The organism is Acidobacteriota bacterium (assembly GCA_028875725.1).
Taxonomy (GTDB): Bacteria; Acidobacteriota; Thermoanaerobaculia; order Multivoradales; family Multivoraceae; genus Multivorans.
Genome location: JAPPCR010000019.1, coordinates 159419 through 184499, shown reverse-complemented (window position 1 = coordinate 184499; position 25081 = coordinate 159419). Strand labels below are relative to the sequence as shown.

General features: G+C 69.1%; 11 protein-coding genes. 4 read left to right on the top strand and 7 right to left on the bottom strand.

Annotated features, from left to right (window positions below):
* Positions 1-2 precede the first annotated feature (2 nt).
* The 5 genes from OXI49_15345 to OXI49_15325 form a co-directional block, all read right to left on the bottom strand.
* Positions 3-1295: a hypothetical protein gene (locus tag OXI49_15345; protein ID MDE2691882.1), complete on the bottom strand. Its 1293-nt coding sequence runs from the start codon at positions 1293-1295 to the stop codon at positions 3-5.
* Positions 1264-1956, bottom strand: coding sequence for an ABC transporter ATP-binding protein (locus OXI49_15340; GenBank protein MDE2691881.1), 693 nt, complete (start codon positions 1954-1956; stop codon positions 1264-1266). Before OXI49_15340 ends, OXI49_15345 begins: the two co-directional genes overlap by 32 nt.
* 1 nt (position 1957) lies before the next feature.
* A complete protein-coding gene (locus OXI49_15335) occupies positions 1958-3205 on the bottom strand; it encodes an FtsX-like permease family protein (protein ID MDE2691880.1) in 1248 nt (415 codons plus the stop codon).
* A gap of 26 nt (positions 3206-3231) precedes the next feature.
* On the bottom strand, positions 3232-4458 hold the full coding sequence (locus OXI49_15330; protein ID MDE2691879.1) for an ABC transporter permease: 1227 nt from the start codon (positions 4456-4458) through the stop codon (positions 3232-3234).
* Positions 4459-4532: 74 nt separating this feature from the next.
* Positions 4533-5297, bottom strand: coding sequence for an outer membrane lipoprotein-sorting protein (locus OXI49_15325; GenBank protein ID MDE2691878.1), 765 nt, complete (start codon positions 5295-5297; stop codon positions 4533-4535).
* Positions 5298-5403: 106 nt separating this feature from the next.
* On the opposite strand from OXI49_15325, the gene OXI49_15320 reads away from it, so the two are divergent.
* Both OXI49_15320 and OXI49_15315 read left to right on the top strand, forming a co-directional pair.
* The gene (locus OXI49_15320; GenBank protein MDE2691877.1) at positions 5404-6030 is read left to right on the top strand and encodes a DUF1640 domain-containing protein; all 627 of its coding nucleotides are present in this window, start codon (positions 5404-5406) and stop codon (positions 6028-6030) included.
* 181 nt (positions 6031-6211) lie between these two features.
* Positions 6212-9061 (top strand): TonB-dependent receptor, encoded by a 2850-nt coding sequence (locus OXI49_15315; protein MDE2691876.1) that lies wholly within the window; start codon positions 6212-6214, stop codon positions 9059-9061.
* A 114-nt stretch (positions 9062-9175) separates the two neighbouring features.
* On the opposite strand, the gene OXI49_15310 is transcribed toward OXI49_15315, so the two are convergent.
* On the bottom strand, positions 9176-11425 hold the full coding sequence (locus OXI49_15310; GenBank protein ID MDE2691875.1) for a sulfatase: 2250 nt from the start codon (positions 11423-11425) through the stop codon (positions 9176-9178).
* Positions 11426-11626: 201 nt separating this feature from the next.
* Here OXI49_15310 and OXI49_15305 point away from each other — a divergent pair, with 201 nt between their 5' ends.
* Both OXI49_15305 and OXI49_15300 read left to right on the top strand, forming a co-directional pair.
* The gene (locus OXI49_15305) at positions 11627-13822 is read left to right on the top strand and encodes a SulP family inorganic anion transporter (GenBank protein MDE2691874.1); all 2196 of its coding nucleotides are present in this window, start codon (positions 11627-11629) and stop codon (positions 13820-13822) included.
* A 94-nt stretch (positions 13823-13916) separates the two neighbouring features.
* Positions 13917-24185 (top strand): SDR family NAD(P)-dependent oxidoreductase, encoded by a 10269-nt coding sequence (locus tag OXI49_15300; GenBank protein ID MDE2691873.1) that lies wholly within the window; start codon positions 13917-13919, stop codon positions 24183-24185.
* On the opposite strand, the gene OXI49_15295 is transcribed toward OXI49_15300, so the two are convergent.
* Positions 24123-25067 carry an alpha/beta hydrolase gene (locus tag OXI49_15295; GenBank protein ID MDE2691872.1) on the bottom strand — a complete coding sequence of 315 codons (945 nt, stop codon included), beginning with the start codon at positions 25065-25067 and terminating at the stop codon, positions 24123-24125. The two genes, OXI49_15300 and OXI49_15295, sit on opposite strands and share 63 nt — an antisense overlap.
* Positions 25068-25081: the final 14 nt, after the last annotated feature.

Sequence of the window (25081 nt, the reverse complement as noted above, 5' to 3'; positions counted from 1 at the left end):
CGCTAGAAGTATGCCGTCAATGACGACCAGGCCACCACAGGCACCGCTCCGTACTCGCTAGCGAGGACACCGTCCCGAACGCCGGGTCCGGTCGAGGCGATGAGGCCCGCACCGATGGAAACGTGGTCGGATACGGACCAGGCGATGCCCGGCTGAAACAGTGCCGAGGAATCGTCCTGGTTGTAGAGCACGGCGCCGCTGACGGTCAGCAGCGGGTGGGCCTGCCAGGCGAGAGAGATTCCGGCGTAACGCCGGCCGAGCGAGATGACTTCGCCGCGCCGGACCCGGTCCGCCTCGGCAATCCGCTCGTAGTCTGCCGCCTCGCCAGCGCCAAAGCCGTTCCAGCTCGCCTCGGCAATCAGGGTCAGCCGCGGCGTCAGGAGACGGTCGACGCCCACCGTGACGCGCCAGAAGTCGCCGCAGCCAAAGACCGGGTGGGTGCTCTCCGCATCGCAGCCCGGACTGGTCCAGGAGACTTCGCCGCGCAGACCGGTGCCGTGAACATCGGCCGAAAAGAAGCCGCCGAGGACGAAGTCGCGGTGGAAGCCGCCCACCATGTAGCCGAAGTCGACGCTCGAGGGGCCCTCGCCCAGCTCGCTGTGGAAGCGGCCGAGCGAGGCGAAGCTGAGATCGTCCGGGGTCCGCGTGCCCTGGCCGGCGGCGATGACCTCGACCTCGGAGAAGTCGCCCACCGGAACGGTGAAACGGAGCGCGTCGACTCCGGGCTTGTAGTCGCGGTCGATGCGCTGCGGCGCGAACGGCGCGAACAGGTCGAGGACCGGCCAGAAGTAGTTCACCCCCCAGGTGATCGCCTGGCGGCCCGCGACCATCCGGAACCCGGGCCGGTCCCAGCGCAGGTTCAGACGGTCGATCTCCGTCGTTCCGGCCAGGTCGCCGCCACCGAAGGAGTCCCGCTCCAGGTCGAAGAAGCGCCGGGTACCGCCGGTCGCAATGGAGGTCACGGCGCCGCTTCCGGGCGGCGACGTGGCCTGTGCAAGGCCGTGCAGTTCGAGACGGAAGCGATTCCGGGATGACGTCTGCCAGCGGGAGTCGAGCTTGAGCCGGAGAATCCCGAGTTCGACGCCGCCGGCCCCAGCCCCGGCGCCGTTCTCTTCCGCCGGCTCCCCGTCGCCAGCCAGGTCCGTCTCTTCCAGCACGCCGAAGGCGAAGACGCGCACGTCGCCGCCCACCACCGTCTGCGCGGCGGCCGGCGACACGGCGGCCAGGAAGAGCAGCCCGGCGACGCCGGCGACCTGCAGCGACCTACCGGCGCTCGTCGCTCGCGATGTTCCCATCGACCAGGCGCACGACTCGACGCGCCCGTTCCATGACCTGCGGATCGTGAGTCGAGAAGAGGAAGGTCACGCCCTGCTCCCGGTTCAGTTCCTCCATCAGGCCGAGCAGCGTCTCCGCCGTTTCCGAGTCCACATTCGCGGTCGGCTCGTCGGCTAGCACGACCGCCGGGTTGCTGGCGATGGCGCGGGCGATCGCGACCCGCTGCTGCTGACCGCCCGAAAGCTCAGAGGGCCGCCGGTCTTCCAGCCCCTTGAGCCCGACCTGTTCCAGCAGACCCATCACCCGTTCGCGCCGGCTCGCGGCGTCCACGCCCTGGACCCAGAGCACCATCTCCGCGTTCTCGTAGGCGGTCAGCACCGGCATCAGGTTGTACGCCTGGAACACGAAGCCGATCCGGTCGCGACGCAGTTCGGAAAGCTCCTTCTTGTTCAGGCCGCCAAGGTCCTGGCCCTCGAGCACGATCGAACCCGAAGTCGCCGCGTCGAGCGCCCCGATCAGGTTCAGCATGGTCGTCTTGCCGGAGCCCGAGGGGCCGCATACGGCTGTGAACTCACCCGGCTCGACCTCCATCGAGAGTCCGCGCAGGGCATGGATGTCGACGCTGCCCTGGCGGTAGACCTTGGTGGCGTCCCGCAACGCGATGACCGCTCCGTCCCCCATCTCACACCACCTTGATCGTGTCGACGGGCTGCACCCGGCCCGCGCGCCAGGCCGGATAGATGCCCGAAGCGAGGGTCGCCACGACCGCGAACAGGCAGATCAGCACCGCGTTGCGCGGGAAGATGCCGATCTTGAGGACCGGGTCCAGGCCGACGCCGGCGACCTCCACCGTGCCGCCATAGACCGCGGTCAGGTCGAGGCCTGCCGAGGACAGGTAGAGGTAGGGCCCGATCGTGATCAGAAAGGCGCCCATAAGACCGAGCACCGCCAGCCAGGCGCTCTCCATCATGACCAGTCGAAACAGCCGGCCCGGACTCCAGCCGATCGCGAGCATGATCCCGAACTCCCGCAGCCGCTCCATCACGCTGACGAACAGGGTGTTGAAGATCCCCGCCGCGACCAGCACCGCGATCAGAATCTCCATGACGACCGCCCCGCCGACCTTGAGCGCGATGAACGCCGCCAGTTGCGGCTGACTCGTGTTCCAGGGGAGAGCCGCCACCGTCTCGCCGAGCTCGCGGTCCAGCCGACCGGCGATCCCGCCGCTCCTCCGCTGGTCCTTCAGGAAGACGGCGACCAGCGTCGCCTCGTCCGTGTCGTAGCCGAGCAGGTCGCGCACCGTGGCGATCGGCAGCAGGCAGAAACCGCCGTCGACGGTCGGTGCGTTGGTCTTGAGCGTTCCACGCAACCGCGCCAGGCCGCTGACGATCTCGCCGTTCCTGTCCGTCAGGGTGTAGACCACCTTGTCGCCCAGCTCCATCCCCAGATTGCTGGCCAGCCGGTGGCCCAGGATCACCCCGTCGCGGTCGCCGGGTTCAAGGGCCGAGCCCTGGTCCAGCGCCTCCAGGATGGACAGGGTCGTTTCGTCCTCGGCCTCCGGATCGAAGGCGATGAAAGCGGCGCTGAAGTTCTCGCCCGCCGTGGCCAGCATCGTCGGCCCGATGACCCGGTCGACGGCGTGGGCGATGTGACCGGCCTCACCGTCGAGCGCCGTTTCCACCGCCTCGCCGTGGACGACGGTGCGGGTCAGCGTCGGCGTATCGAGGTACTCGGGATGCTGGAGGCTGACGTGGCCCCCGCCGAGGCGGGCGGCCAGATCGATCATGTCCTTCCAGTTGCGATCCTGCATCGCCGTGAACACGACCGCCAGGAACACGCCGAAGACGATCGAGCCCATCGTCAGCAGGGTGCGCCGACGGTTTCGCCACAGGTTGCGCCAGGCCAGCGTCGCGACGTTCGGTCCACTCATGTTCCTTCCTCTCTTCCCACGCCCAGCTACTGGTGATGGATCGCCTCGATCGGGCTGATCCGCGCCGCCTTGAAGGCCGGGAACAGGACCGCCAGCCCGACGATGAACAGCAGGATGAAGACCGGCCCGGCGATCGTCGCCGGGCTGACCGCTCCGGTCCAGATCCGGTCCATCGAAACGCCCATGATGGCGGTACCGCCCAGTTGGCCGACATCGATGCCCCGCGTGGTGACGAACCAGAGCGCGGGCACGCTTGCCACCAGCCCGATGGCGATCGCCAGTGCCGCCTGCAGCGCGCCCTCCGTCAGGATGAGCGCGAGCACCCGTCGTGGCGAAACGCCGATCGCCTTCAACACGCCGAACTCGCGGATCCGCTCGAAGACAGCCATCAGCATGGCGTTCAGGATCATGATCGCGATCACGACGTAGACGACGAAGGCAACGACCTGGACCGCCGCTTGAGCGGAGTCGAAGACGTTCGCGAGACCCGGCAGGAGATCCCTCCAGCTCTTCACCTCGGCTCCGGGCGCGCTCGCCGCGGCGGCTTCCTGGGCCATCTCCCCGGCAGCGTCGAGGGTCTGTCCTTCCCCGCTGCGGACGATGACCTGGTGGGCGCCGTCCTCGAGCGCAAAGAAGCTCCGGAACTGACCCTCCACGAGGAACACGGTCGCGCGGTCCGTCTCCTCGCTCAGGCTCTGCAGCACGCCCCGGACCCGGAACAGGTCGTTCGCCATGCTGCCGTCGGTCGCCTGGCTCAGTGCGATGAGTTCGTCGCCAACATCGATTCCAAGCGTCCGCGCGAGTCTGTACCCGAGCACTACGCCCTCGGGATCGGCCGGATCCAGCCACTCGCCCCGGTCGAGCCGCTCGTAGACGTCACTGACCCGTGCGTCCCGTTCCGGTCTGAGCCCCTTGAGCAACGCCCCGGTCGACGCGTCGCCCGAAGCGACCAGGGCGCCGCCGAGCAGGCGCGCGCTCGACCGCAACCCGGTCTCGTCCAGCGCCTCCAGCAGGGCGTCCGGCTCCTCTATCCGCTCCCAGATGGAGGGCCGCTCAAGGTAGCCGGCGGCGTGGATCTGGATCTCGCCCAGCTCCACGTCGAGCAGGGTGCTTTCCATGCTGCCCAGCATCCCCTGCATGAGCGACGTGTAGAGCACCATCGCCCACAGGGCCAGGGTCATCGCACCGACCGTGACCAGCGTGCGGCGGCCGTTCCGCCACAAGTTGCGCCAGGCCATGCGGAGAATCTTCATGCAGCGCCTAAGACCACTCGCAGTCCTGTCGATCGAGGCGGCTCGACTCCATCTTCATCCGGTCGTGCCTGTGGCTATTGCCGCAAGGACCGCAGCGAGAAGGTACCCGCCGGCAGGTCGACGTTGAACGCGTGTTCCTCGTAGACGATCTCGGTGAACTCGTCGGCATCGTCCGCCGGAATCACCCGCATCCGCCGCGGCAGCGTCCTGCCGCCCAGCGGACCGAAGTCCTCGTAACGGATCGTGCGCACCAGACGGTCGCGCTCGTCGAAGTACTCGGCCTGGTCGAGCAGCATGTCCTGCGCCCGAAACCGGGCGTCGATCGCGCCCCACACGACCGGAGCGTCCGGCAGCGGGACGCAACGCACCAGCCAATGCCCGGAGCCGTCCGCCGGCCGTTCCCTGTAGGCACACTCGAAGTCCTCGCTGTAACGGGACTCATGGACCAGGTCGTCGTTCGTGAAGTGGCTGCCCATCCACGCCGCCTGCATCATCGACCCCGGCACCTTGATCGTCCTGTCGACCTTGGGGAGGTAGTTCCAGATGTTCTGCTCGACCTTGAGTGTGGCGGTGCCGCGCTCCTTCGCCGGTGCTTCGATCCGTACCAGCGCCGTCTCGGTGCCCTCCGAGACGACGTGGAGACGCAACTCTCGCTGCCAGCGCTCGGTCTTGATCCGCATCGTGATCCGGCTCTCGCTGGAGTCCCCCCGCATCGCGTCGTCCGTGGCGCGCATCAGCACGTCGAGCGGTGGGTCGGCCGGCTGCGCCGTCGCAGCGGCGGAGAGGAGAAGCCAAGAGGCCGCGAGCAGGAGACTCGCGCAGAGAAAGGACCTGTTCACGCGAGGGAGGACTATAGCAACGGCAGCGATCCCCGAACTCCGGCAGGCCCCGCGCAGCCTGGTTCGACCGCCCGAGATCCGTCTAGGTCAGCAGGAGGCGCAGAACATGGAACGCTACGCGGTAAGATCGTCCACCAAGGCGGTCAGACGACGGCTCGAGGCAGCCGGTTTCGACTCAGCTCAGGCGGAGGCGCTGCTCCACATGATCGGTGACAGCCAGGAAGCGCTGGCAACGAAGCAGGATCTCGCTTCGGTCCAAGGCGCGCTGAAGCAGGACATCGCCGAAGCGCGCATCGAGCTCAAACAGGACATCGCCGAAGTGCGCACCGAGCTCAAACAGGACATCGCCGAAGTGCGCACCGAGCTCAAACAGGACATCGCCGAAGTGCGCACCGAGCTCAAACAGGACATCGCCGAAGTGCGCACCGAGCTCAAACAGGACATCGCCGAAGTGCGCACCGAGCTCAAACAGGACATCGCCGAAGTCCGTAGCGACCTGAGCGACCTCGCGACGGCCGTGGCGGCGAACACCGCCCGAATCGACGCTCTCGAAGGGGCGATGCAGGACCTGCGCCAGGAGATACGGGACCGCTTCGAGAGCTTCCGCCAGGAGATCGCGGGTCAGATGGACGGACTGCGAGCCGAGATGAGGGCACTCAAGTGGATGTTCGGCACCGTTCTGGCCCTGATGGTCCCGATGGTCGGCGCGATCCTCGGCTTGGCTCTGCGTTGAGCCTGCCCCGGCACCCAGATTCGCTTGCGCACGTCGCTTCGGTTTCCTCCTGAGGCGCACCATTTGCGGACCGTTCAGCGGCCTCCTGCACCCCTTCGCCGGCGGCAGGGACAAATGAGGCCTCCAGATTGACATGACCAGCAACCGCGCTCGAGCGACGTATGCTGCCCTTGCGGCAACAATGCTCCTCGCATTCGCCGACGGAGCCGGCGCCCAGGAACTGCGCGGCCGTCTTGTCGGCACGGTGACCGACGCCACCGGTGCCGTGCTTCGAGGCGTCACGGTGACCGCCTCGAGTGCGGCTCTGATCCGCCAGCGGGAGGTGGTGACCGGAACCCAGGGCGGCTACGCGTTCCCCGCCCTGCCGACGGGCGACTACACGCTCATCTTCTCGCGTTCTGACTTCCAAACCACCGTCCGCGACAACCTCCGCGTCCTGCTCAACACGACGCTGACCGTGGACGCCACGCTGGAGGTGGGCGCCGTCGATGAGACGATCACGGTCAGCGCCGCGGCCCCGCTCGTTGACGTCAGAACGACCACCACCGCGGTCAACTTCACCAAGGAACTCCTCGAGGACGTTCCGAACGCGCGCGACATCTGGGCCGCCATGGCGCAGGCGCCCGGTTTCCAGATGGAGGCCTACGACGTCGGTGGATCGCACACGGGCACCCAGACGGGGTACCAGGCCTTCGGCTTTGGCGACCAGCACCGCACTCTGCTCGAAGGCATCAACGTCACCGAAGGGACGTCCGCGAACGCCGGCTACTTCGACTACGGGAGCCTGGAGGACTTCCAGCTCGGCGGCGCCGGGAACATGGGGGAGACGCACGGCCTGGGGGCCTTCCTGAACCTGACCACGAAGTCGGGCGGCGACCGCTTCGCCGGAGACGTCTACGTCGACTTCCTGGACGACGGCTCCGTGGCGGACAACGTCCCCGACGCGCTCCGTGAAGGCGGCGGGACACTGGGCCGATACCGGGCGCCGCCGGGAGGACTGCGAGCAGGCAACCCGCTCACGCTGCAGGGCGACCGGAACATGGGGATCGGCGGGCCGCTCCGCCGCGGTCGGACCTGGTTCTACGCCGGCTACCGCCTGAATCACCAGGAGGAGCTGACCATCGGGCATCCGAACCCTTCCACGACGCAGCTCGAGAACTGGACCGCCAAGGTGACCCACCAGTTCAACGACGGGAGCCAGCTCGTCGGCTTCTTCAACCACCGCACGAAGCTGCAGCCGGAGCGCGGGCTCGGCGGCGACCGGTCACTGGACACGGCGTGGTTCCAGCAGTCCGTGAACATGCCGATGAAGCTGGAGTACCGGAACCCCCTCACCAACAGGATGTTCCTGAACCTCCAGGCCAGCCACTGGATCAACCGGTGGCCCCTGTATCCGACCCAGACCCGCTCGTCGAGCGTGGAGGGGCTTCCGCCCGGACGGCTGGAGGTCAACACCGGCGACTACACGAACGCCCACAGCTACTACCACTTCCGAGACATCACGAAGCCGCAGGCGTCCGGGAGCATCACCTTCTTCGCCGACGACTTCGGCGGCGAGCACACGCTGAAGGCCGGCTTCGAGGCCTACCGCGAGCGTCGCAGCTTTCTTCGCATGCAACCGGGAGACCTGTTCTACCGCGACGTCGACGGGGCGCCGGCCGAGGTGGACATCTACAACACTCCCAACACCGGCGTGAACACCGTCCGCGTCCTTTCCGGCTACGTCCAGGATTCCTGGCTCGTCACCAACCGGCTCACCCTGAACCTCGGTGCCCGTTTCGACCGCTACGTCATGGGCTGGCCGGATCAGTCCATCTCCCCAACGCACTCGGACATCTGGGCGCCCCGGCAAGTCGGAGCGCGGGACGTGTTGACCTGGGCCAACGTCGCGCCGCGGATCGGGGCCGCGTTCGACGTGACCGGCAAGGGGCGGACGGTGGTGAAACTGTTCGCCGGCCGCTTCTACTGGAACCCAAGCACCACGATCGTCGAGGCCGAAAACCCCGTAGGCCAGGCGGCGGCCCGATTCGCCTTTCACGACCTGAACGGGAACCGCCTGCTGGATGCTGGGCCGAGCGGCGGTCTCGCGGACTCGCCGGAGCTCGGACGGCGGATCGCGACGTTCGGCGGGGCCGGAACGGTCACCGTCGATCCCGAGCTCGCCAGCGCCTATGGACACGAGATCTCCGCGCACTTCGAGCAGCAGCTCGCGGACAACCTGTCGGTACGCGGCTCCTACGTGTACAAGAACGCCCGCAACCTCTACGGCATCGTCGACATGAACCGGGCGTTCGCCTACCGGATCCCGTTCGCCTACACCGACCACGGCGCGGACGACGTCGAGGGGACCGCAGATGATCAGGTGCTTCAGCTCTTCGACCGGCCGCCGGACATCCCCGAGAACCGGCGCTACGTCAATCCACGACGGCACGGGCTGCCGTCGCCGGACGGCGACTACCACACCGCGGAGGTGGCGCTGAACCGCCGGTTCTCGGACCGCTGGATGCTGCTGACCTCCTTCATGCACACGCGGGCAAGGGCGCCGCTGCGGACGACATCCTCGACGAGCGTGCGCACGGCCGCCCGATTTGACTTCATCGAAGGCACGACGTACGAGTGGCAGGCCAACCAGGCGCGATTCGGACGGGTCACGACGACCTACTGGAACTACAAGCTGGCCGGGCGCTACGTGTTTCCCCGCGACATCGGTTTCACGGCCTCGTACCGCCTCCAGAGCGGCTTTCAGGTCGGCCGGCGGATCACCGTACAACTGCCGAACGCCGGCACCGAGCGGGTCATGGCCAACCCCTATGACGACCGAGCCCCCAACGTCGGCATCTTCGACCTCCGGGCCGAGAAGCAGTTCGCATTGCGGGACGGCGTCCACCTCACGCTCCTGCTCGACGCCTTCAACGTGCTGAACGACGCCACGGTGCTGAACTTCCGGACGATCTCCGGGCCCCGCTACAACGAGATCGTCGCGATGCTGAATCCGCGGGTCTTCCGGGCCGGCCTTCGCCTGGAGTTCTAGCGGCAACGGCTAGGGCACGCACGGTCGCGGCCGCGTAGCTGAACCAGAACGACTTCCGGGAGCGATCCGCGCCTGGGACAGTCGTTTCGGTGCCTGTTGCCGGATGCGGCGGCGCTACTCGATGTAACCAAGCGCCTGGAGCCCGCGGCGCGTGTCCTCGTCCAACTCGACTTGCGGCGCCGGTACCCCGCCGCGTCGCGAGAGTTCCAACTGCTCGTGCAGCAGCCTGGCCAGACGACCAGCCAGGATCGGCCGTTCGCCGGCCAGATCGCGGTGCTCTTCCGGGTCCTCCACCCGATCGAAGAGTTGCCGGCTCGGCGCGTGTCCGGGACGGCGCAACTCGATCAGCTTGTAGCGCCCGCGCACGAGCGAGGCGGCCGGACGGCGGAAGGTATCCATCGTCGAGAGGAGGAGCCGGTCGCCGAGGTCCTCGAGTCGATCCGCGGCCGCGGCCGTCTCGGGACCAAGCAGGGGCACCAGGCTGTCGCCTTCGATCCCCGCCGCCGGTTCGCCGCCGGCGATCTCGATCAAGGTCGGCAGCAGATCCGACTGCTGCACCGGCAGCGCTACGCGCCGGCCCTCCGTCTGGCCCGGCCGATGGATCAGAAAGGGGATGTCGAGCACCTCTCGATGGAGATCCCAGGCGTGGCCGAACACGCCCCGCTCCTCGAAGGCCTCACCGTGGTCCGCTATGACCGCGACGAAGGGGTTCCGGCCGCGCTGGTCCAATGCGCGCCGCAACTCCCCGAAGACGTGATCGTTCCAGGCAATCTCCGCGTCGTAGAGGTGGAACAGCTTCTCCACCGTCGCCGGGGTCGACGGAACGTCCTTGCTGGCGAGCGCCCTCATGTGAGCCGTCGAACCCAGTTCGGGATCGTCCACTCCGGCCGCCAACCGGCTGCGGAACGGTTCCGCCGGTGCGAATGCGGCGTGCGGCTCGACGCCCAGAATCATCAGAAAGAACGGCTGCTCCGGAGACCGGGCGATTAGCTCGTCCAGCCAGACGAGCGCCCGCTCCGCGAGTTCGTCCACATCGACTGCGCCGTACTCGAAGCGATCGAAACCCTGCTCGAACCCGGTGCTGCCGGTCACGTTCGCGTTCGCCGAGAAGCCCGCCGTGGCATATCCGAGTTCCCGCAAGCGCTCCGGCAGGGTGGCGAAGGACTCCTCCAGGCCGTGGTCCAGTTCCCGGATGCCATGGCGCTCGGGTCCAACGCCGGTGAGCAGGGTGGCGACCGTCGGCCGCGTCCACGACGACTGCGCGATCGCCCGCTCGAACACGGTCGAGCGTTCAGCCAGGGCGTCGAAGTTCGGCGATGCCGGCCGGTCATGACCGTACAGGCCGAGCCGGTCGACGCGCAGCGTGTCGACGATCCAGAGCAGGATCGACTCGGGCTGTCGCTCGCCCGCGCTCAAAGACGGCTCCGACGCCACCGTCGCCTCGAATGGCGGTCGCTCGGTGTTTCGAGCCGGCAGCCGCAACGTCCGCGCGTCCGCGGCCAGCCGCGGCCGTCGCAGAACGACGCCCATCTCCTCCCCACCGGAATCCGCTACGGCCCCTGCGGCGCGCAGCACGAGCCGCGCTGGGCGAAGAGGTGTGAGCCAATCGCCATCGACTGCGTTCGCTGCCTGTTGGCCGACCGGCGGCAAAGGGAGGCGCAGAGTCGGCGTGGAGTCCGGAGTGATGGACCCGGCCACCGGTGGCGTGCCCTCGATCTCCCACACCACGTCGAGGCCACCGACACCCCTGGGGGCGAGGCCATCCCACTGAAACTCGAGGTCCTGATCCGGCTCCAGAAAGAAGGAAACCTCGCTGGCCGCCGGGATCCAGAGCGTGTCGCCCTCGCCGCGCGTTTCGCCGGCCATCTGGCCGTCCCCCAACGCAAGCCAGTCGCAGGCAAGGGACAACTTTCTCGAGTGCTTGGGCGCCTGACCCGCGTCTTCGGTCCCCTCAGGCCGACCGAAGTACGCCGGAAGCAGCGCCAGCCGGTGACCGCCGGGAGTCGCCCGTTCCGCCGGCACGACGAACCCGCCTTCCATGAAGCCGGCCTCGAGCTCCAGAGACGCAACCTCCACGTCGTCCCACAAGACGCTCACGATCTGCGCCGGCGCTCCCGGGTAGCGGAAGGCGCGGCACCGCATCCGGACCTGCAGATCCCGCTCCCAGGCCAGAAACACGCCGACCTCCGAACGCGGCCCGACGGCCCACACGAACGTGGTCCCCCGGGGATCGGTTTCGTTCCAGGACCAACCACCGACCAGGGCAGCCGCCGCTGAGGGGGTTCCCAGGTCGATCAGCGGCCGCTCCCGTCTGACCTCGGCGTACCGGAACTCGTCGACCAGATCGACCACCTCGACTGGCATAGGATCCGGACCGCAGCTGGATAGCCAAAGGCCAGCGACTGGCACCAGCGCAGCCCATGCCGGCAGTTTCTCTTGGGATCTCCCGCTCAAGCCACGAACTCTGACGCGGCGTCCCGAACCTGTCCAGCCGGTTCGCGCGCACGGTCGTTCCGGTTGGGTAGTCTGCGGACGCAGTAGTCTCCCAGATCAGGGGCGCGCGAAGTGACTGGAGGAACCCCCCGGAGAGGGCTGCCGGCCGGCCTTGCGTCGAACGCGGCAGTCCGCAAGGCGTTCACCGTGCTGACGGTCGGATTCGTCTCCGGCATCAGTCTGATCATCGGCGAGGTGGCCCTCGTCAGCCTGGCCTTCTCGGGACAGCTCGCCCCCTACCTGTCCCAAGGGATCGGGCTGATCCTGTTCGGCACCGCCGCCGCCTGCGTGGTGACCGGGCTCAGAAGCGGCTTCGCGGGCGCCGCCGCCGGGCCCACGATGGCGACGATGATCGCCCTCGGCGTGATCGGCGGTTCGCTCACCGCCACCGGGGACGAGCTGCTTCCCACCATGGTCGCGATCATCGTTCTGGGTTCGGTCGCGACGGCGGCCTGCGCTCTCCTCATCGAGCGCTTCCGCCTCGCCAACCTCGTGCGTTTCTTTCCCTACCCCGTTTCGTCCGGCTTCGTCGCGGGCACGGGCGGACTCGCCTGCGTCGTGGCTCTGAGGCTCATGGGCGTGCGGCTCGAGGCCGAAGCGCTCGCATCGCTGTTCGATCCGCTCGTCGTCACGAACTGGGGCGTCGGCGTCGCCTACGGCCTCGGCCTGTACTTCGCCAGCCGCCGCTGGCCCAGCCCCCTGCTGATGCCGGGGAGCTTCATCGCCGGCACGGGCCTCCTGCACTTCGGCATGGCGCGTTTCGGTGTCTCGACCCAGGAGGCGCAGGACAGGGGCCTCCTGTTCGCGGGCATCTCGGGATCGGACCTGTGGCCTCCCATGGCACTCGACGATGCGGCGCGCATCGACTGGAGCGCGGTCGGCCCTCAGATTCCGAACATCCTCGTACTCATCCTCGTGACCCTGCTCTGCACCGCCCTGTACATCGGCGGCATCGAACTCGCCTCCGGTCGCGAGCTGGACTGGAACCGGGAGTTCGGCGCCGTGGGACTCGGAAGCCTGGCGGCCGGTCTCGGCGGCGCGCCGCCCGGCACGTACGTCGTTCCGACCTCTCTCCGCAACCTGATGCTCGGCGCCGGCCTCAAGACGACCAGCATCGCGGTGGCGGTGGTGACCGCCTCGCCACTGATCTTCGGCGACGTCCTGCTCACGCTCGTGCCCGTGCCGCTCATGGGCGGGGTCCTGCTGTTCACGGGTGTGGCACTGCTCGACCAGTGGCTGCTGAAGGTCCGCAAGCGCCTGCCGCCGAGCGACTACGCGATCATCCTGGTGATCTTCGTGACGATCCTGGCCCTGGGATTCCTAGAAGGCGTAGCCATCGGCATGCTGATCACGATCCTCTTCTTCGTCGTGCGCCTGAGTCGGGTCGACGTCGTTGATGCCACCTTCACCCTGCGGGAGGAGCGGAGCCACCGCGTCCGCCCGATACCGGACCGGGCCATCCTGCGGGCCGAGGGATCGTGGGTGCGGGGCTACAGACTTCGGGGCTACATCTTCTTCGGCGCCGGCTATCCGCTGGCCGACCGGCTCCAGCGGTCGCTCGGCGAAGAGCCCAGACCGGCATGCATCGTGCTCGACTTCAAGGCCGTATCCGGCCTCGACTTTTCGACCGTCAGCGCCATGTGCCGCTTCATCCTGGCCGCCCGCCGCGCCGGCACCCAGGTGGTCATGAGCAGAGCGCCCGCCACACTCGAGAAGGAGCTACAGCGGAACCTGCCGCCGCCGGTGTTCGGCAGCGTCGTGTTCGCTCCCGATGACGATCAGGCGCTGGAACACTGCGAGGACGTGCTGATCTCCTCCTACCAGCCACCCGACGACGCGGAAGGCGGAGAGCCTTCCCTGCTGGAGACCGTGGGTGCCGACATGGAGCGTCACCTCGACCGGCAGGTCCTCTTCGAGGAGCTGGTCGGCGATCTCCGGGACTGGCTGGACACCCGGGAGCACGCCGAGGGCGACGCCCTCCTCGCCGTCGGCGAGTCGAGCGACACGCTTCAGTTGATCACCGCCGGACGAGCCTCCGTGTTCGACGCCAGCGGCGCGCGCAACCGCCAACTGGGCCCGGGAGACGCGGTCGACCCCCGGGCGCCCGTCGCCGCCCCGACGCCGGCGGCCGCAGTCGTCGCGGACGAGCCCTGCACGACGGCGACGCTGACCTCTTCCGCCCTGCGACTGCTCGAAGAGAGCGACCCGAAGCTCACGGCGAGGCTGTATCGCTACCTGCTGAGTGCCGGCGCGCGAACGGCTGCCTGAAGCACAGCCCGCAGCGGGAGCAGGACGAGGAAGTCGCGACTAGCTCGCGACGTTCCTGGTGAATAGAGTGTCCTCCAGGCGACTGGAGGCCGCAATGTCGAACACCAAGCAACCAGGTTCTCCGGATGGCCCGCCCCGCGAGGAGCCGGTAGCGATCATCGGCATGGCCTGCCGCTTCCCCGGCAGCAAGGACCTCGCCGGCTATTGGAGACAGCTCCTGGCCGGCGAGAACGCGGTAGTGGAAGGCCCGCCCGGCTCCGTCATCGGGCGCCCGGGGCGGCAGTTCCCCCAGTTCGACGCCGGCAACGAGGCAATCCGCTTCGGAGCGTACGTCGAGGATCTCGACCGGTTCGACGCGGAGTTCTTCCGCATCTCTCCCATCGAGGCGCAGATGCTCGACCCCCAGCAGCGCATGATGCTGGAGGTGAGCTGGTGGGCGCTCGAGGACGCGGCCATCGACCCCGGGAGCCTGAAGGGCAGCCGCACCGGCGTGTATGCCGGCATCAGCATCATGGACTACCGGGACATGGCGATCTCGGATCCCGGCACGAGCGAGGCCGCGGCCGGGCTCTACGCCGCCACCGGCAACGCCCTGAACACGGCGATCGGCCGGGTGTCCTTCGTTCTCGGCCTGGAAGGGCCGTCGATGGCGATCGACACCGCCTGCTCGTCCTCGCTGGTCGCCATCCACCAGGCCGTAGCCGGGCTCCAACGTGGCGAGGCGGACCTGGTTCTGGCCGGCGGCGTCCATGCCCAGTTCGCCGGACGCCCACTCGAACTGCGCGCCAACGCGGGCATGCTGTCGCCCACGGGCCAGTGCTGGACCTTCGACGCGGCCGCCGACGGTTTCGTCTCCGGCGAGGGCTGCGGCCTGATCGTGCTCAAGCGCCTCGGCGATGCGAAGGCGGACGGCGACCGGATCTGGGCCGTCATCCCCGGCTCGGCGGTCAATCAGGACGGCGCCAGCCAGGGTCTGACCGTGCCCAGCGCTCCGTCCCAGGAGAAGGCGATGGAGGAGGCCCTGGCGCGCGCCGGCGCCGCCCCCTCCGACGTCGACTACCTGGAGGCCCACGGCACCGGCACGATCGTCGGCGATCCCATCGAGCTGAACGCGGCGGCAGCCGTCTACGGACGCGAGCGCGACACGGAACACCCCCTGCTGGTGGGTTCCGTCAAGACGAACATCGGACATCTCGGACCCGCCGCCGGCGTCGCGGGCCTGATCAAGGCGGTCCTGGCGATGAGGCACGGGGTCATCCCCCGTCACCTGAACTTCAGCGAACCGAATCCCCGCATCGACTGGGACCGCCTGCCCGTGCGGATCACCGACGGAATGACGGATTGGCCCCTCCACTCCGACCGGCCACGGCTGGCCGGCGTCAACTCGTTCGGCTGGTCGGGGACCAACGGCCACGTGCTGGTGCAGGGCTACGACGGGCTGGAGGCCCCTGCCGGCGCCGCTCGCGCGTCCTTCCCGGCCAGTGTCCGCCTGCCCGTCAAGGTCCGGACGGTGCCGGGCGAGGAACCGCTCGGGGAACCGGGAACACGCGAAACCCGCTGCCTGCCGCTCTCGGCCAGGTCGCCCGAGGCCCTGCGCGACGTGGCCGGGCGCTATCTGTCCTGGCTCGACGAAGGAACGGACCCGGACCTCTCCGACCTCGCCTGGACGGCCGCGGTCGGGAGGAGCCACTTCGCGCACCGGGCCGGCCTCGTCTTTAGCGAGGCCGCCCAGCTCCGGCACCAACTGGAGGCCCTCGCCGCCGGAGAAGGCGGCGAAGCGCCCCGAGCAGCGCAGAAGGTGGCCTTCGTCTTCACCGGCCAGGCCAGTCAATGGCCCGGAATGGGCAGGGCCCTGTACGAACGGGAGCCCGTGTTCCGCTCGGTGCTCGACCGCTGTGACCGGCTGCTCTCCGAGGATCGCGAGGTCTCGCTGCTGGACGTCATGTTCGGAGAGAACGGGACCGACGGCCTGCTCGACGAACCGACCTGGACCCAGCCCGCCATCTACTCCCTGGAGTGCGCGCTGGTCGCACTCTGGGACAGCCTGGGTGTTGAGCCGAGCGTCGTCGTCGGCCACAGCCTGGGCGAGATCGCGGCGGCGCAAGCGGCGGGCGGCTTCACTCTCGAGCAGGGTCTTCGATACGCCTCAGCCCGCGGCACTCTGATGGGCGCCACGCGGGCCGACGGCGCGATGGCCGCCGTCTTCGCACCGCCGTCCCGCGTCGCCGAAGCGGTGGCCGAGCACAACGCCGGCTCGGACGACGCGGACCTCTCGGTCGCCGTCGACAACGGAGCGCAGCAGGTCGTGAGCGGGCCGGCCGCCGAACTCGACGCGGTCCTCGCCCGCTTCGAAACCGAGGGCGTCAAGACGCACCGGCTGCGGCGGAGCCCCGCCTACCACAGCGCCCTGATCGAACCCGCCCTGGACGAGCTGGAAGCAGCCGTCCGGGAGATCGCGCCCTCGCCTCCGGCTCCCTCCGTCCCCCTGGTCAGCAACATCACGGGCCGCTTGCTCGACCCGGACGACCGGATGGACGCCGCGTACTGGCGTCGCCACGCCCGCGAGCCGGTGGCGTTTCGGGTCAGCGTCGAGACCCTGGCGGAGATGGGAGTCGATGCGGTCGTGGAGATCGGCCCCCACGCCGTGCTGGGCCCCGTGGTCTCGATGATCTGGCCCGCGTCGGCGCCTGCGGGATCCCCGCCGGTTCTCGCCAGTCTGCGGCGTCCGCCTCGCGACGCCGAGGAGCCGCCCATCGACACCAGCGGCGGCTTCACCGAGGCCGTTGCCGGCGCCTGGGAGGCGGGCCTCGACATCGAGTTCGAGGGTCTGTTCGCCGGCGAGGAGCGACGCCGGATCACCCTGCCCGGCTATCCCTTCCAGCGCGTCCAGCACTGGGTCCGGACATCGAAGCGCCGACACAAGGCCGACGGACATCCGCTGCTCGGCGTCCGCCACGAATCGCCTCGCGGCGAGGTCATGTTCGAGACGGAAGTGTTCGCCTCGGATCCCGCGTGGCTGCTGGATCACCTGGTCTACGAGCAGGTGGTCGTCCCCGGCGGGCTCCACGGCGGCATGGCGGTCTCGGTGGCGCTGAGCCGTGGCGACGGGCCGGCGGTCGTGGACGAACTGCAGATCTACAGCCCGCTGATGCTCGACGAGGAGGATCCCGAAAGCGGAGCGGGCAGCGGAGGCCGCACCCTGCAGTTCGTCCTGGACGGCTCGGACGACCTCGCGGAACGCCCCTTCGAGATCTTCACGAAGGGAGAGGGCGAAGAGGGCTGGACCCTTCACGCCGGCGGTCGACTCTCCTCGGGAAGGCCGGACGTCGAACCGCTTCCGCCGCTCGACGTGGAAGCGCTCAAGGCCGAGTTGACGCCCCAGGATCCGGTCGAGTTCTACGCGATGCGGTCCGCGACCGGCATCTACCTCGGCCCGTCGTACCACACGATCGAATCCGCCTGGGCAACGGAGGGTGAGTCCCTGGCCATACTCGCGCTCAACGACTCGGTCGACGCGACGGGGATGGAACTGCATCCCCTGCTGCTGGACGGCTGCTTCCAGGTCCTGTCGCTGGCCCGCCACCACACCGTTTCCGAGCAGGGGGCGGTGTACATGCCGTTCGGCTGGCAGAGGCTGTGGGTGGCGGGACCGATGCCGACCAGGCTCCTCTGCCACGCAACCGTGAGGACATCCGCCGCGCGGAACGGAGAGGACACCGCATCTTCCGAGCCGCCCGAAGTCGTGACGGGGGACGTTCGGTTCTACTCCACCGAAGGGGCGCCGCTCGGCGGACTGTTCGGCTTCACCGTCAAGCGAGCCACCCGCGGCGCCCTTCTCTCGGCCAGGGCCGGGATGAAGGACCTGCTGTACGAGGTCGCCTGGCGGGAGCAGCCGCTGGACGGAAGCCTGCCGGCCGCGGACTTCCTGAGCAGCCCGGCGATGGTCGCCGGCCAGTCGCGCACCCTCGCCGAACACCTGGCGGACCGCGACGTCGAAGCGGCGGACCGGGTCACCCTGCTCCGGGACCTCGAGCGGCTGTCCCAGGCCTACGTCCTCTCGGCGCTCGAGGGATTGGGATGGCAGCGCCGGGCAGAGGCGGAGGTCTCCCCCGAGGATCTTCGCCGCGAACTGAACGTCGTCGATGAACACGGTCGCCTTTTCCGCCGGCTCCTGGCCATCCTGTCCGAGGCGGGCATCCTGAGCCCCTCCGACGGGGGCTACGTCGTAGCGGCCGGAGCGGACGCCCCCCTCCCGGACGAGGCCCTGGCGGACCCCGAACGGCTCGCCGAGGAGCTTCGGGACAAGCACCCCCACGGCTCCAACGAGCTCGGCCTCCTCAGCCGCTGCGGCCCGGCTCTCGCCGAGGTGCTCCTGGGAAGCACGGATCCGATGACGCTGATGTTCAGCGACGAAGGGCCCGGCGCGGCGGGCGTGTACCTCCAGGCGCCGGCCAACCGCTCCGCGAACCGGATGCTCGGAGACGCGGTCGACGCGGCCATCTCCGGCCTGCCGGAGGATCGCCGGCTGCGGGTACTGGAAGTCGGAGCGGGTACCGGATCCGCCACCGAGGCGGTTCTCCCGCGCCTGCCTTCCGACCGGCTCGACTACACCTTCACCGACATCTCGGCAGGCTTCTTCTCGCAGGCCGAAGAACGCTTCGCCGCGACCGGCACGCCGATCGAGTACCGGCGCCTGGACATCGAGGCGGATCCCGTGGCACAGGGCTTCGACGCTCACGTCTACGACCTGGTCATCGCAGCGAATGTGCTGCACGCGACCCGGGACCTGGGAGAGACGCTGTCCCACTGCCGCGACCTGCTCGCGCCGTCCGGTCAACTGGTTGCCCTCGAAGGTCTGCGGCACCGGACCTGGCAGGATCTGACGTTCGGGCTCCTGGACGGATGGTGGCGCTTCGCCGACGTCTATCGGGCGGAGCATGCCTTCGCCAGACCGCCCGAGTGGCGGAGGGCACTGGGCGACGCCGGCTTCTCGGATGTGGAGTTCCTGGGAACCCGCGATCCGGACAGCGACGAACACCTCGGTTCGAGCGTCATCCTCGCCCGGGGGCCGGCCGAGGTCGCCCCTGCGTCGGGCGCCTGGGTCCTTGCGGCGGACGGCGCCGGCACGGCGGAGCAACTCGCCGCTGAACTGGCCTCCCGCAACCAGACCGTCCTTCTGGTCCGCGCGGAAGGCGATGCCGGCGGTCCCCCACCCGAAGTTCCCGGTGTCACGACCGCCGCCCTCGAGCGCACGGACCGCGAAGCCTGGCGGTCAATGCTGGCGGGACTACCCGAGCAACCGCCTCTCCGGGGCGTGGTGCACCTCACCGCCCTGGACGGACGCGGAGCGTCGGCGACCACGGAGGAGATGGAGGAGGACGTAACCCATGCGGCGTCCACAGCGCTGGCTCTGGCGCAGGGCGCCATCGACGCCGGCGTCGGTCCGACGGAGGGTGTCTGGTTCGTTACGCGCGGCGCCCAGGTCCTCGAGCAGGACCTTCTGGGAAGAACGTCCGGCGAACTTGCCGGCGCCACCCTCTGGGGTTTCGGAAAGGCGATGTCCTGGGAGGCGTCCCACCTTCAGCCGAAACTGATCGATCTCGACCCCTCCCAGGAAACGCCCGCGGTCCCGGATCTTCTCCAGGAACTCCTCTTCGCCGATTCCGAAACCCTCATCGCCCTGCGGGGAGGCGTCCGCCGGGCCGCCCGCCTGATTCGGCCCGGCGTCGACGATTCGCGGCTCGCCCTGCCGGAGGATCCCGACTGGGTCGTCGGTCCCGAGGATCCGGAAGCCGGCCGGACCACGCTCCGAGCGAAGCCGCGGCCCCGGCCCGACCTCGAACCTGGTGAGGTCCGGGTCGCCGTCGAGGCGATGGGCCTCAACTTCGTCGACGCGCTGATGAGCATCGGCGCGGTTTCCACCGGAGGCGAGATCGGCCGAGAACTGGTCGGCCGCGTCCTGGAGACCGGCGAGGATGTCGAAGGCATCGCGACCGGCGACCTGGTGGCCGGGATGGGATTCGGTTCATTCACGCCGGAGATGGTCACCAATGCGGCACTCGTGGTACCCGCTCCCGCCGGGCTCTCCACCGCCGCCCTCGCGACCGTGCCCATCTGCTTCGTCACAGCCGATCTCGCATTCCGGACGGCGGATCTTCAGGCCGGAGAGCGCGCGCTGATCCACGCCGGGGCCGGCGGCGTCGGCCTTGCCGCGATTCAACTGGCTCAAGCCGCCGGCGCCGAGGTCTTCGCGACCGCCAGCGCGGCCAAGCAGCCCTTCCTCCGCTCCCTCGGCGTCGCCCACGTGTTCGACAGTCGGGAGACCGCGTTCGGCGAGGAGATCCTGCGGGCGACGGACGGCGAGGGCGTCCACGTCGTCCTGAACAGCCTGACCAGCGAGGGTTTCATCGAAGCGAGCCTCGCCTGCCTGGGTCCCGGCGGCCGCTTCGTCGAGATCGGAAAGCGGGGCATCTGGAGCGCACAGGAGATGTCCGCGTCGCGTCCCGACGTCGCGTACTCCGTCCTCGACGTGGATGAGCTGAAGCGGACCGATCCGGTGCGCGCCGGCGCTTCCCTCACCCGGATCATGGATCGCCTCGCGGCCGGCGAGCTGTCGCCTCTACCGCACACGGTCTGGCCGCTCTGCGAGATGGAATCGGCGATGGACGCCATGCGCGCCGCCCGGCACATCGGCAAGAACGTCCTCCGCATGCCGCCGCTCGCCGGGGGCGGCCTCCGCCCGGATCGCGCCTACCTCGTCACCGGCGGCCTGGGCGGGATCGGCTGCGCGGTCGCCCGCTGGCTTGCCGAGCAGGGCGCCGGCACGGTCGTTCTCAACGGCCGCCGGGATCCCGATCCGGAGGCCGAAGCGGTCATCCGCGAGCTGCGCGAAGCCGGCGCCGACGTGCGGGTGGAGATCGCCGACGTCACGGACTTCGCCGCCGTCGACGCGTTGCTCGCCCGCATCGATCAGGGTCCGAAGCCGCTGGGAGGCGTCATCCACAGCGTCGGCGTCCTCTCGGACGGGGTCATCGAGAATCAGACCTGGGACCGCTTCGAGCAGGTGCTGTGGCCCAAGATCCTCGGCGCCTGGCATCTCCATCAGGCCACAAGGAGCAGAGAGCTCGACCTGTTCGTCCTGTTCTCGAGCGGGATCGGCGTGGTCGGCAACCCCGGGCAGTCGAACCACTCCGCCGCCAACGCCTTCCTCGACCAGCTCGCCGCGCACCGGCGCGGGCTGGGACTCCCCGGCCAATCGATCGCCTGGGGAGCCTGGTCGGGCATCGGGGAAGCGGAAGAGCAGAGGGAGCGGATCAGGAGGCGGTTCGACCACACCGCCGCGGAGTGGATCACTCCCGAACAGGGAATCGAGGCGCTCGATCGGCTGGTCAGGCAGGACGTGACCGCGCCCATGGTCACCGCGACCGACTGGTCCATCGTCGCCGAAGAGTTCGGGACACCGCCGCCGTTCTTCGACGAGCTGCTTGCGACGAGGAAGGTCCGGCGCCGGCAGACGGAGGAGCCGGCCGCCTCCAGCGGCCTGATGGCACAACTGCGGGAGGCGCCGTCGGAAGAGAAACGGAATCTGCTGGAGGCCTTCATCCAGCAGGAGCTGCAGTCCGTGCTGCACCTCCCGTCGCCGCCCTCGGCGACCGTCGGCTTCTTCGACGTGGGCATGGACTCGCTGATGGCGGTGGAGCTGCGGAACCGGCTGAACCGCGCCTTCGCCGGCGAGTACACGACGTCCAACACGATCGTCTTCGATTACCCCAGCACGGCGGAACTCGCTGGCCACCTGGCAGGCGAGATCGAAAGCCTCACCGGCGCGCCCCGCGTTCCCGAGAAGCCTGTCGCACAGCCCCGCCGTCAGACGACCGAAACGGACCAGGAGGGCATCGCCATCGTCGGCATGGCCTGCCGCTTCCCCGGCGCCCCGGATGTGGCGACCTACTGGGAGCAGCTCCTGGCGGGCGCCGATCTGGTCACGGAGGGACGCACCGGGGTCGACTACTGGCTCGACCGCGTCGGCGATCCCGAGGCCGAGCACCCGGCCTATCGCTGGGGCGGCTATGTCGGGGGTCTCGAACTGTTCGACGCCAGGTTCTTCGGCCTCCGGCCGATCGCGGCGGAGGCGATGGACCCGCAGCAGCGGATGCTGCTGGAGACGAGTTGGCAGGCCCTGGAGGATGCCGGGATTGATCCGGAAGATCTCAGGGGCAGCCGCACCGGCGTGTTCGCCGGGCTGAACGCGAGCGAATACCGGGACCTGATGATCGCAAGCGGCTCGGACGGCGGTTCCGTCGGCACGATGTCCAGCACCACCGTGGGACGGGTCGCCTACACGCTCGGTCTGATGGGCCCTGCCCTCCCCTTCCAGTTGCAGTGCGCGGCCTCGCTCGCGGCGGTCCACGCCGCGGCCACGGGGCTGGAGCGCGGCGAGGTGGACCTGGCCCTGGCCGGCGGCGTCAATGCGATCTTCTCTCCCAACTTCAGCAAACTCCTGCTCGAGCACGGCCTGCTGACGTCGACCGGACGTTGCGCCACGTTCGACGCTTCGGCGGAGGGCTACGTTCGCGGCGAGGGATGCGGCGTCGTCCTTCTCAAGCGGCTGAGCGAAGCGGTGGCCGCCGGCGATCGAATCTGGGCAGTGATCAGGGGCTCCGCCGTCAACCACAACGGCACCGCCGCGGGAATGACGATGCCGAGCGGTCCCGCCCAGGAACAGGTCATCGAGGAGGCGCTGTCCCGCGCCGGCATCGCACCGGCCGATGTCGACTACCTGGAGGCCCACGGCGGCGGATCCGAGATCGGCGACTCGATCGAGGTGCAGGCCGCGGCCGCCGTCTACGGCCGCGAGCGGGACGCCGAGCGTCCGCTGCTGATCGGGACGGCGAAGACGAACATGGGGCACCTCGAATCGGCCGCGGGCATCGCGGGACTCATCAAGGTCGTTCTCGCCATGCGCCACGGAGTCATTCCGAAGCACCTGCACTTCGAGACGCCGAACCCGGGCGTGGACTGGGACCGCCTACCCGTGCGGGTGACGTCCGAACGAACCCACTGGCCGCCGGGCAACGGCCGTCCGGCTCGCGCCGGAGTCAGTGCCTTCGGGTTCTCCGGGACGAACGCGCACGTCGTCGTGGAGGGCTACGCCGCGCCGGACGGCGAATCCGAGCCTGGCGAACGCCAGACCCGCATCCTGCCGCTCTCCGCGAAGTCGGAGACCGCCTTGCGGTCGCTCGCCGGCCGCTTCCTCGGCTGGGTCGACGGCCACAACGGCGACCTCGAGTCCGACGGCAGCGCCGCCGGTCCGCTCCTGTCCGACCTGGCATGGACCGCCGGCACCGGCCGCAGTCACTTCCCGCACCGCGCGGCGGTCGTGTTCCGCGACGGTGCATCGCTCGTCGACCGTCTCCGGGCCCTCGCCGAAGCGAACGGCGGGCCGAAGCCCCGGGAAGCGACGAACGTCGCCTTCGTCTACGCCGGCCTTGAGAGTCGGTGGCCCGGCATGGGAGAGGCGCTCTACCGGACCGAGCCGGTGGTTCGGTCGGTCCTCGACCGCTGCGACGAGGTGCTCCAGAAGCAACGCGGCGAATCGCTCCTGGAGGTCATGTTCGGGCGTACGGACGCGGCGGGCGCTCTCGACGACCCGGCCTGGGCCTGTCCTGCCGTCTATACGCTCGAGTGCGCGCTGACCGCCCTCTGGTCGAGTATCGGCATCCGGCCGAGTGTCGTTGTCGGCTTCGACGCAGGTGAGTTCGCGGCGGCCCACGCCGCCCGGATCTTCAGCCTGGAAGACGGCCTCCGTCTGGCGGCCGCCGCGGGCGAGTCGGCGGCGGCGGACGGGCTCGCCGGGTGTACCGAGCGACTCGCCGAGGAACTGGTCCTCGAACGTCCTTCCCTCACGATGATTCGCGGCGTGGACGGTCGCCCGCTGGCGGCAGACGACGCACTTGCCGCCTCCTTCTGGCTCCAGCGAGTGGCCGGTTCCACCGCACCGGAAGCAAGTGCTGCCACCCTGGCGGACCGCGGAGTCGAGGTCGTGCTGGAAGTCGGCCCGGGGCAGTCCCTGGCGCCTGCCATCGCCGACGCCTGGCCGGCCTCCGACGCTAGCGCCGCCGGGGACGAAGGAACCAGCAACGCCCCACTCGTGCTGGCGAGCCTGCGGCCGCCCTCCGGCGAGGCCACGGAGAGCCGCCCCGGAGGCGGGTTCCTCGAGGCCGCGGCCGCCGCCTACGAGGCTGGGCTACCGGTCTCCTTCGCGGGCCTCTTCGCCGGCGAGAATCGTCGCCGGATCTCGCTACCCGGCTATCCCTTCGAACGCAGGCGTCACTGGGTGGACCCGCCCAGCAAACCCGTCTGACGCAGAAAAGCCCGGAGCATGGCGACGCATTCCGCCGGTTTCTCCAGTTGCAGGAAGTGGCTTGAGTCCGCGATGAAGTCGTAGTCCACGTTCCGGATGCTCTTCAGGTCGAAGCTCGGCAGGTACGCATACGGCAGGGTCGGGTCGGCGCCGATCACCTTCGTCGGGCAGGAAAGCAGGCTCAGATCCAGCAGCGGGGCAAATCCTCACGTACTCCGAGACCTGCGCTTCGAACTCCCGCGGACAGCGGAGTTCGCGGCCCTCGCCGTCGGCTGCGTCAGCTGCCCTCCTGAGCGTCGTGCTAGCCACGAGTTCCCGCACGCCCGGCAGCACCCGGGCATACACCGGGGAGTACCGGAGAAGGTCCGAGAACTCCTCTTCGGAACGGAAGTAGGACGCCCGCCGCCGGGTCAGCGCCGTTGCGCGATCGGCGGCGTCGTCGAACTCGGCCTCACTCGCGGCGGGCTTGCAGAAGGGCGGATCGAAGAGCACCAGAGCCGAGTACGGGTCGGAGAACGAGAGGATGGCGACGATCGTCGTCAGCGAATGGAACACGCCGACAGTCGGCTTGTCCCCATAGCGCTCGGCGATGGCCCCGGCGAGGACGTCATGATCGTGGATCATCGTCGGGATGTTGTGGTTCGTCTGCTCACCGACGGCATTCCAGCCGTGGTTCCTCACGTCGTAGACGATCAGGTCGAACTCGTCCGCCAGGAGCGACCAGAACGGGTAGTAGGCGTCGATGGCGAGGCCGTTGCCATGACTCAGAACCAGACGGAGCGGAGCGTCCGGCCGGCCATGCCGCCGTATCGTTGTGACCGTCTCCTCGTCGAGCCGCACCTCGTCGACGGCAAGGGGCTCGGGTACTTCCCAGACAGTCAACGGGCTACCGCCTC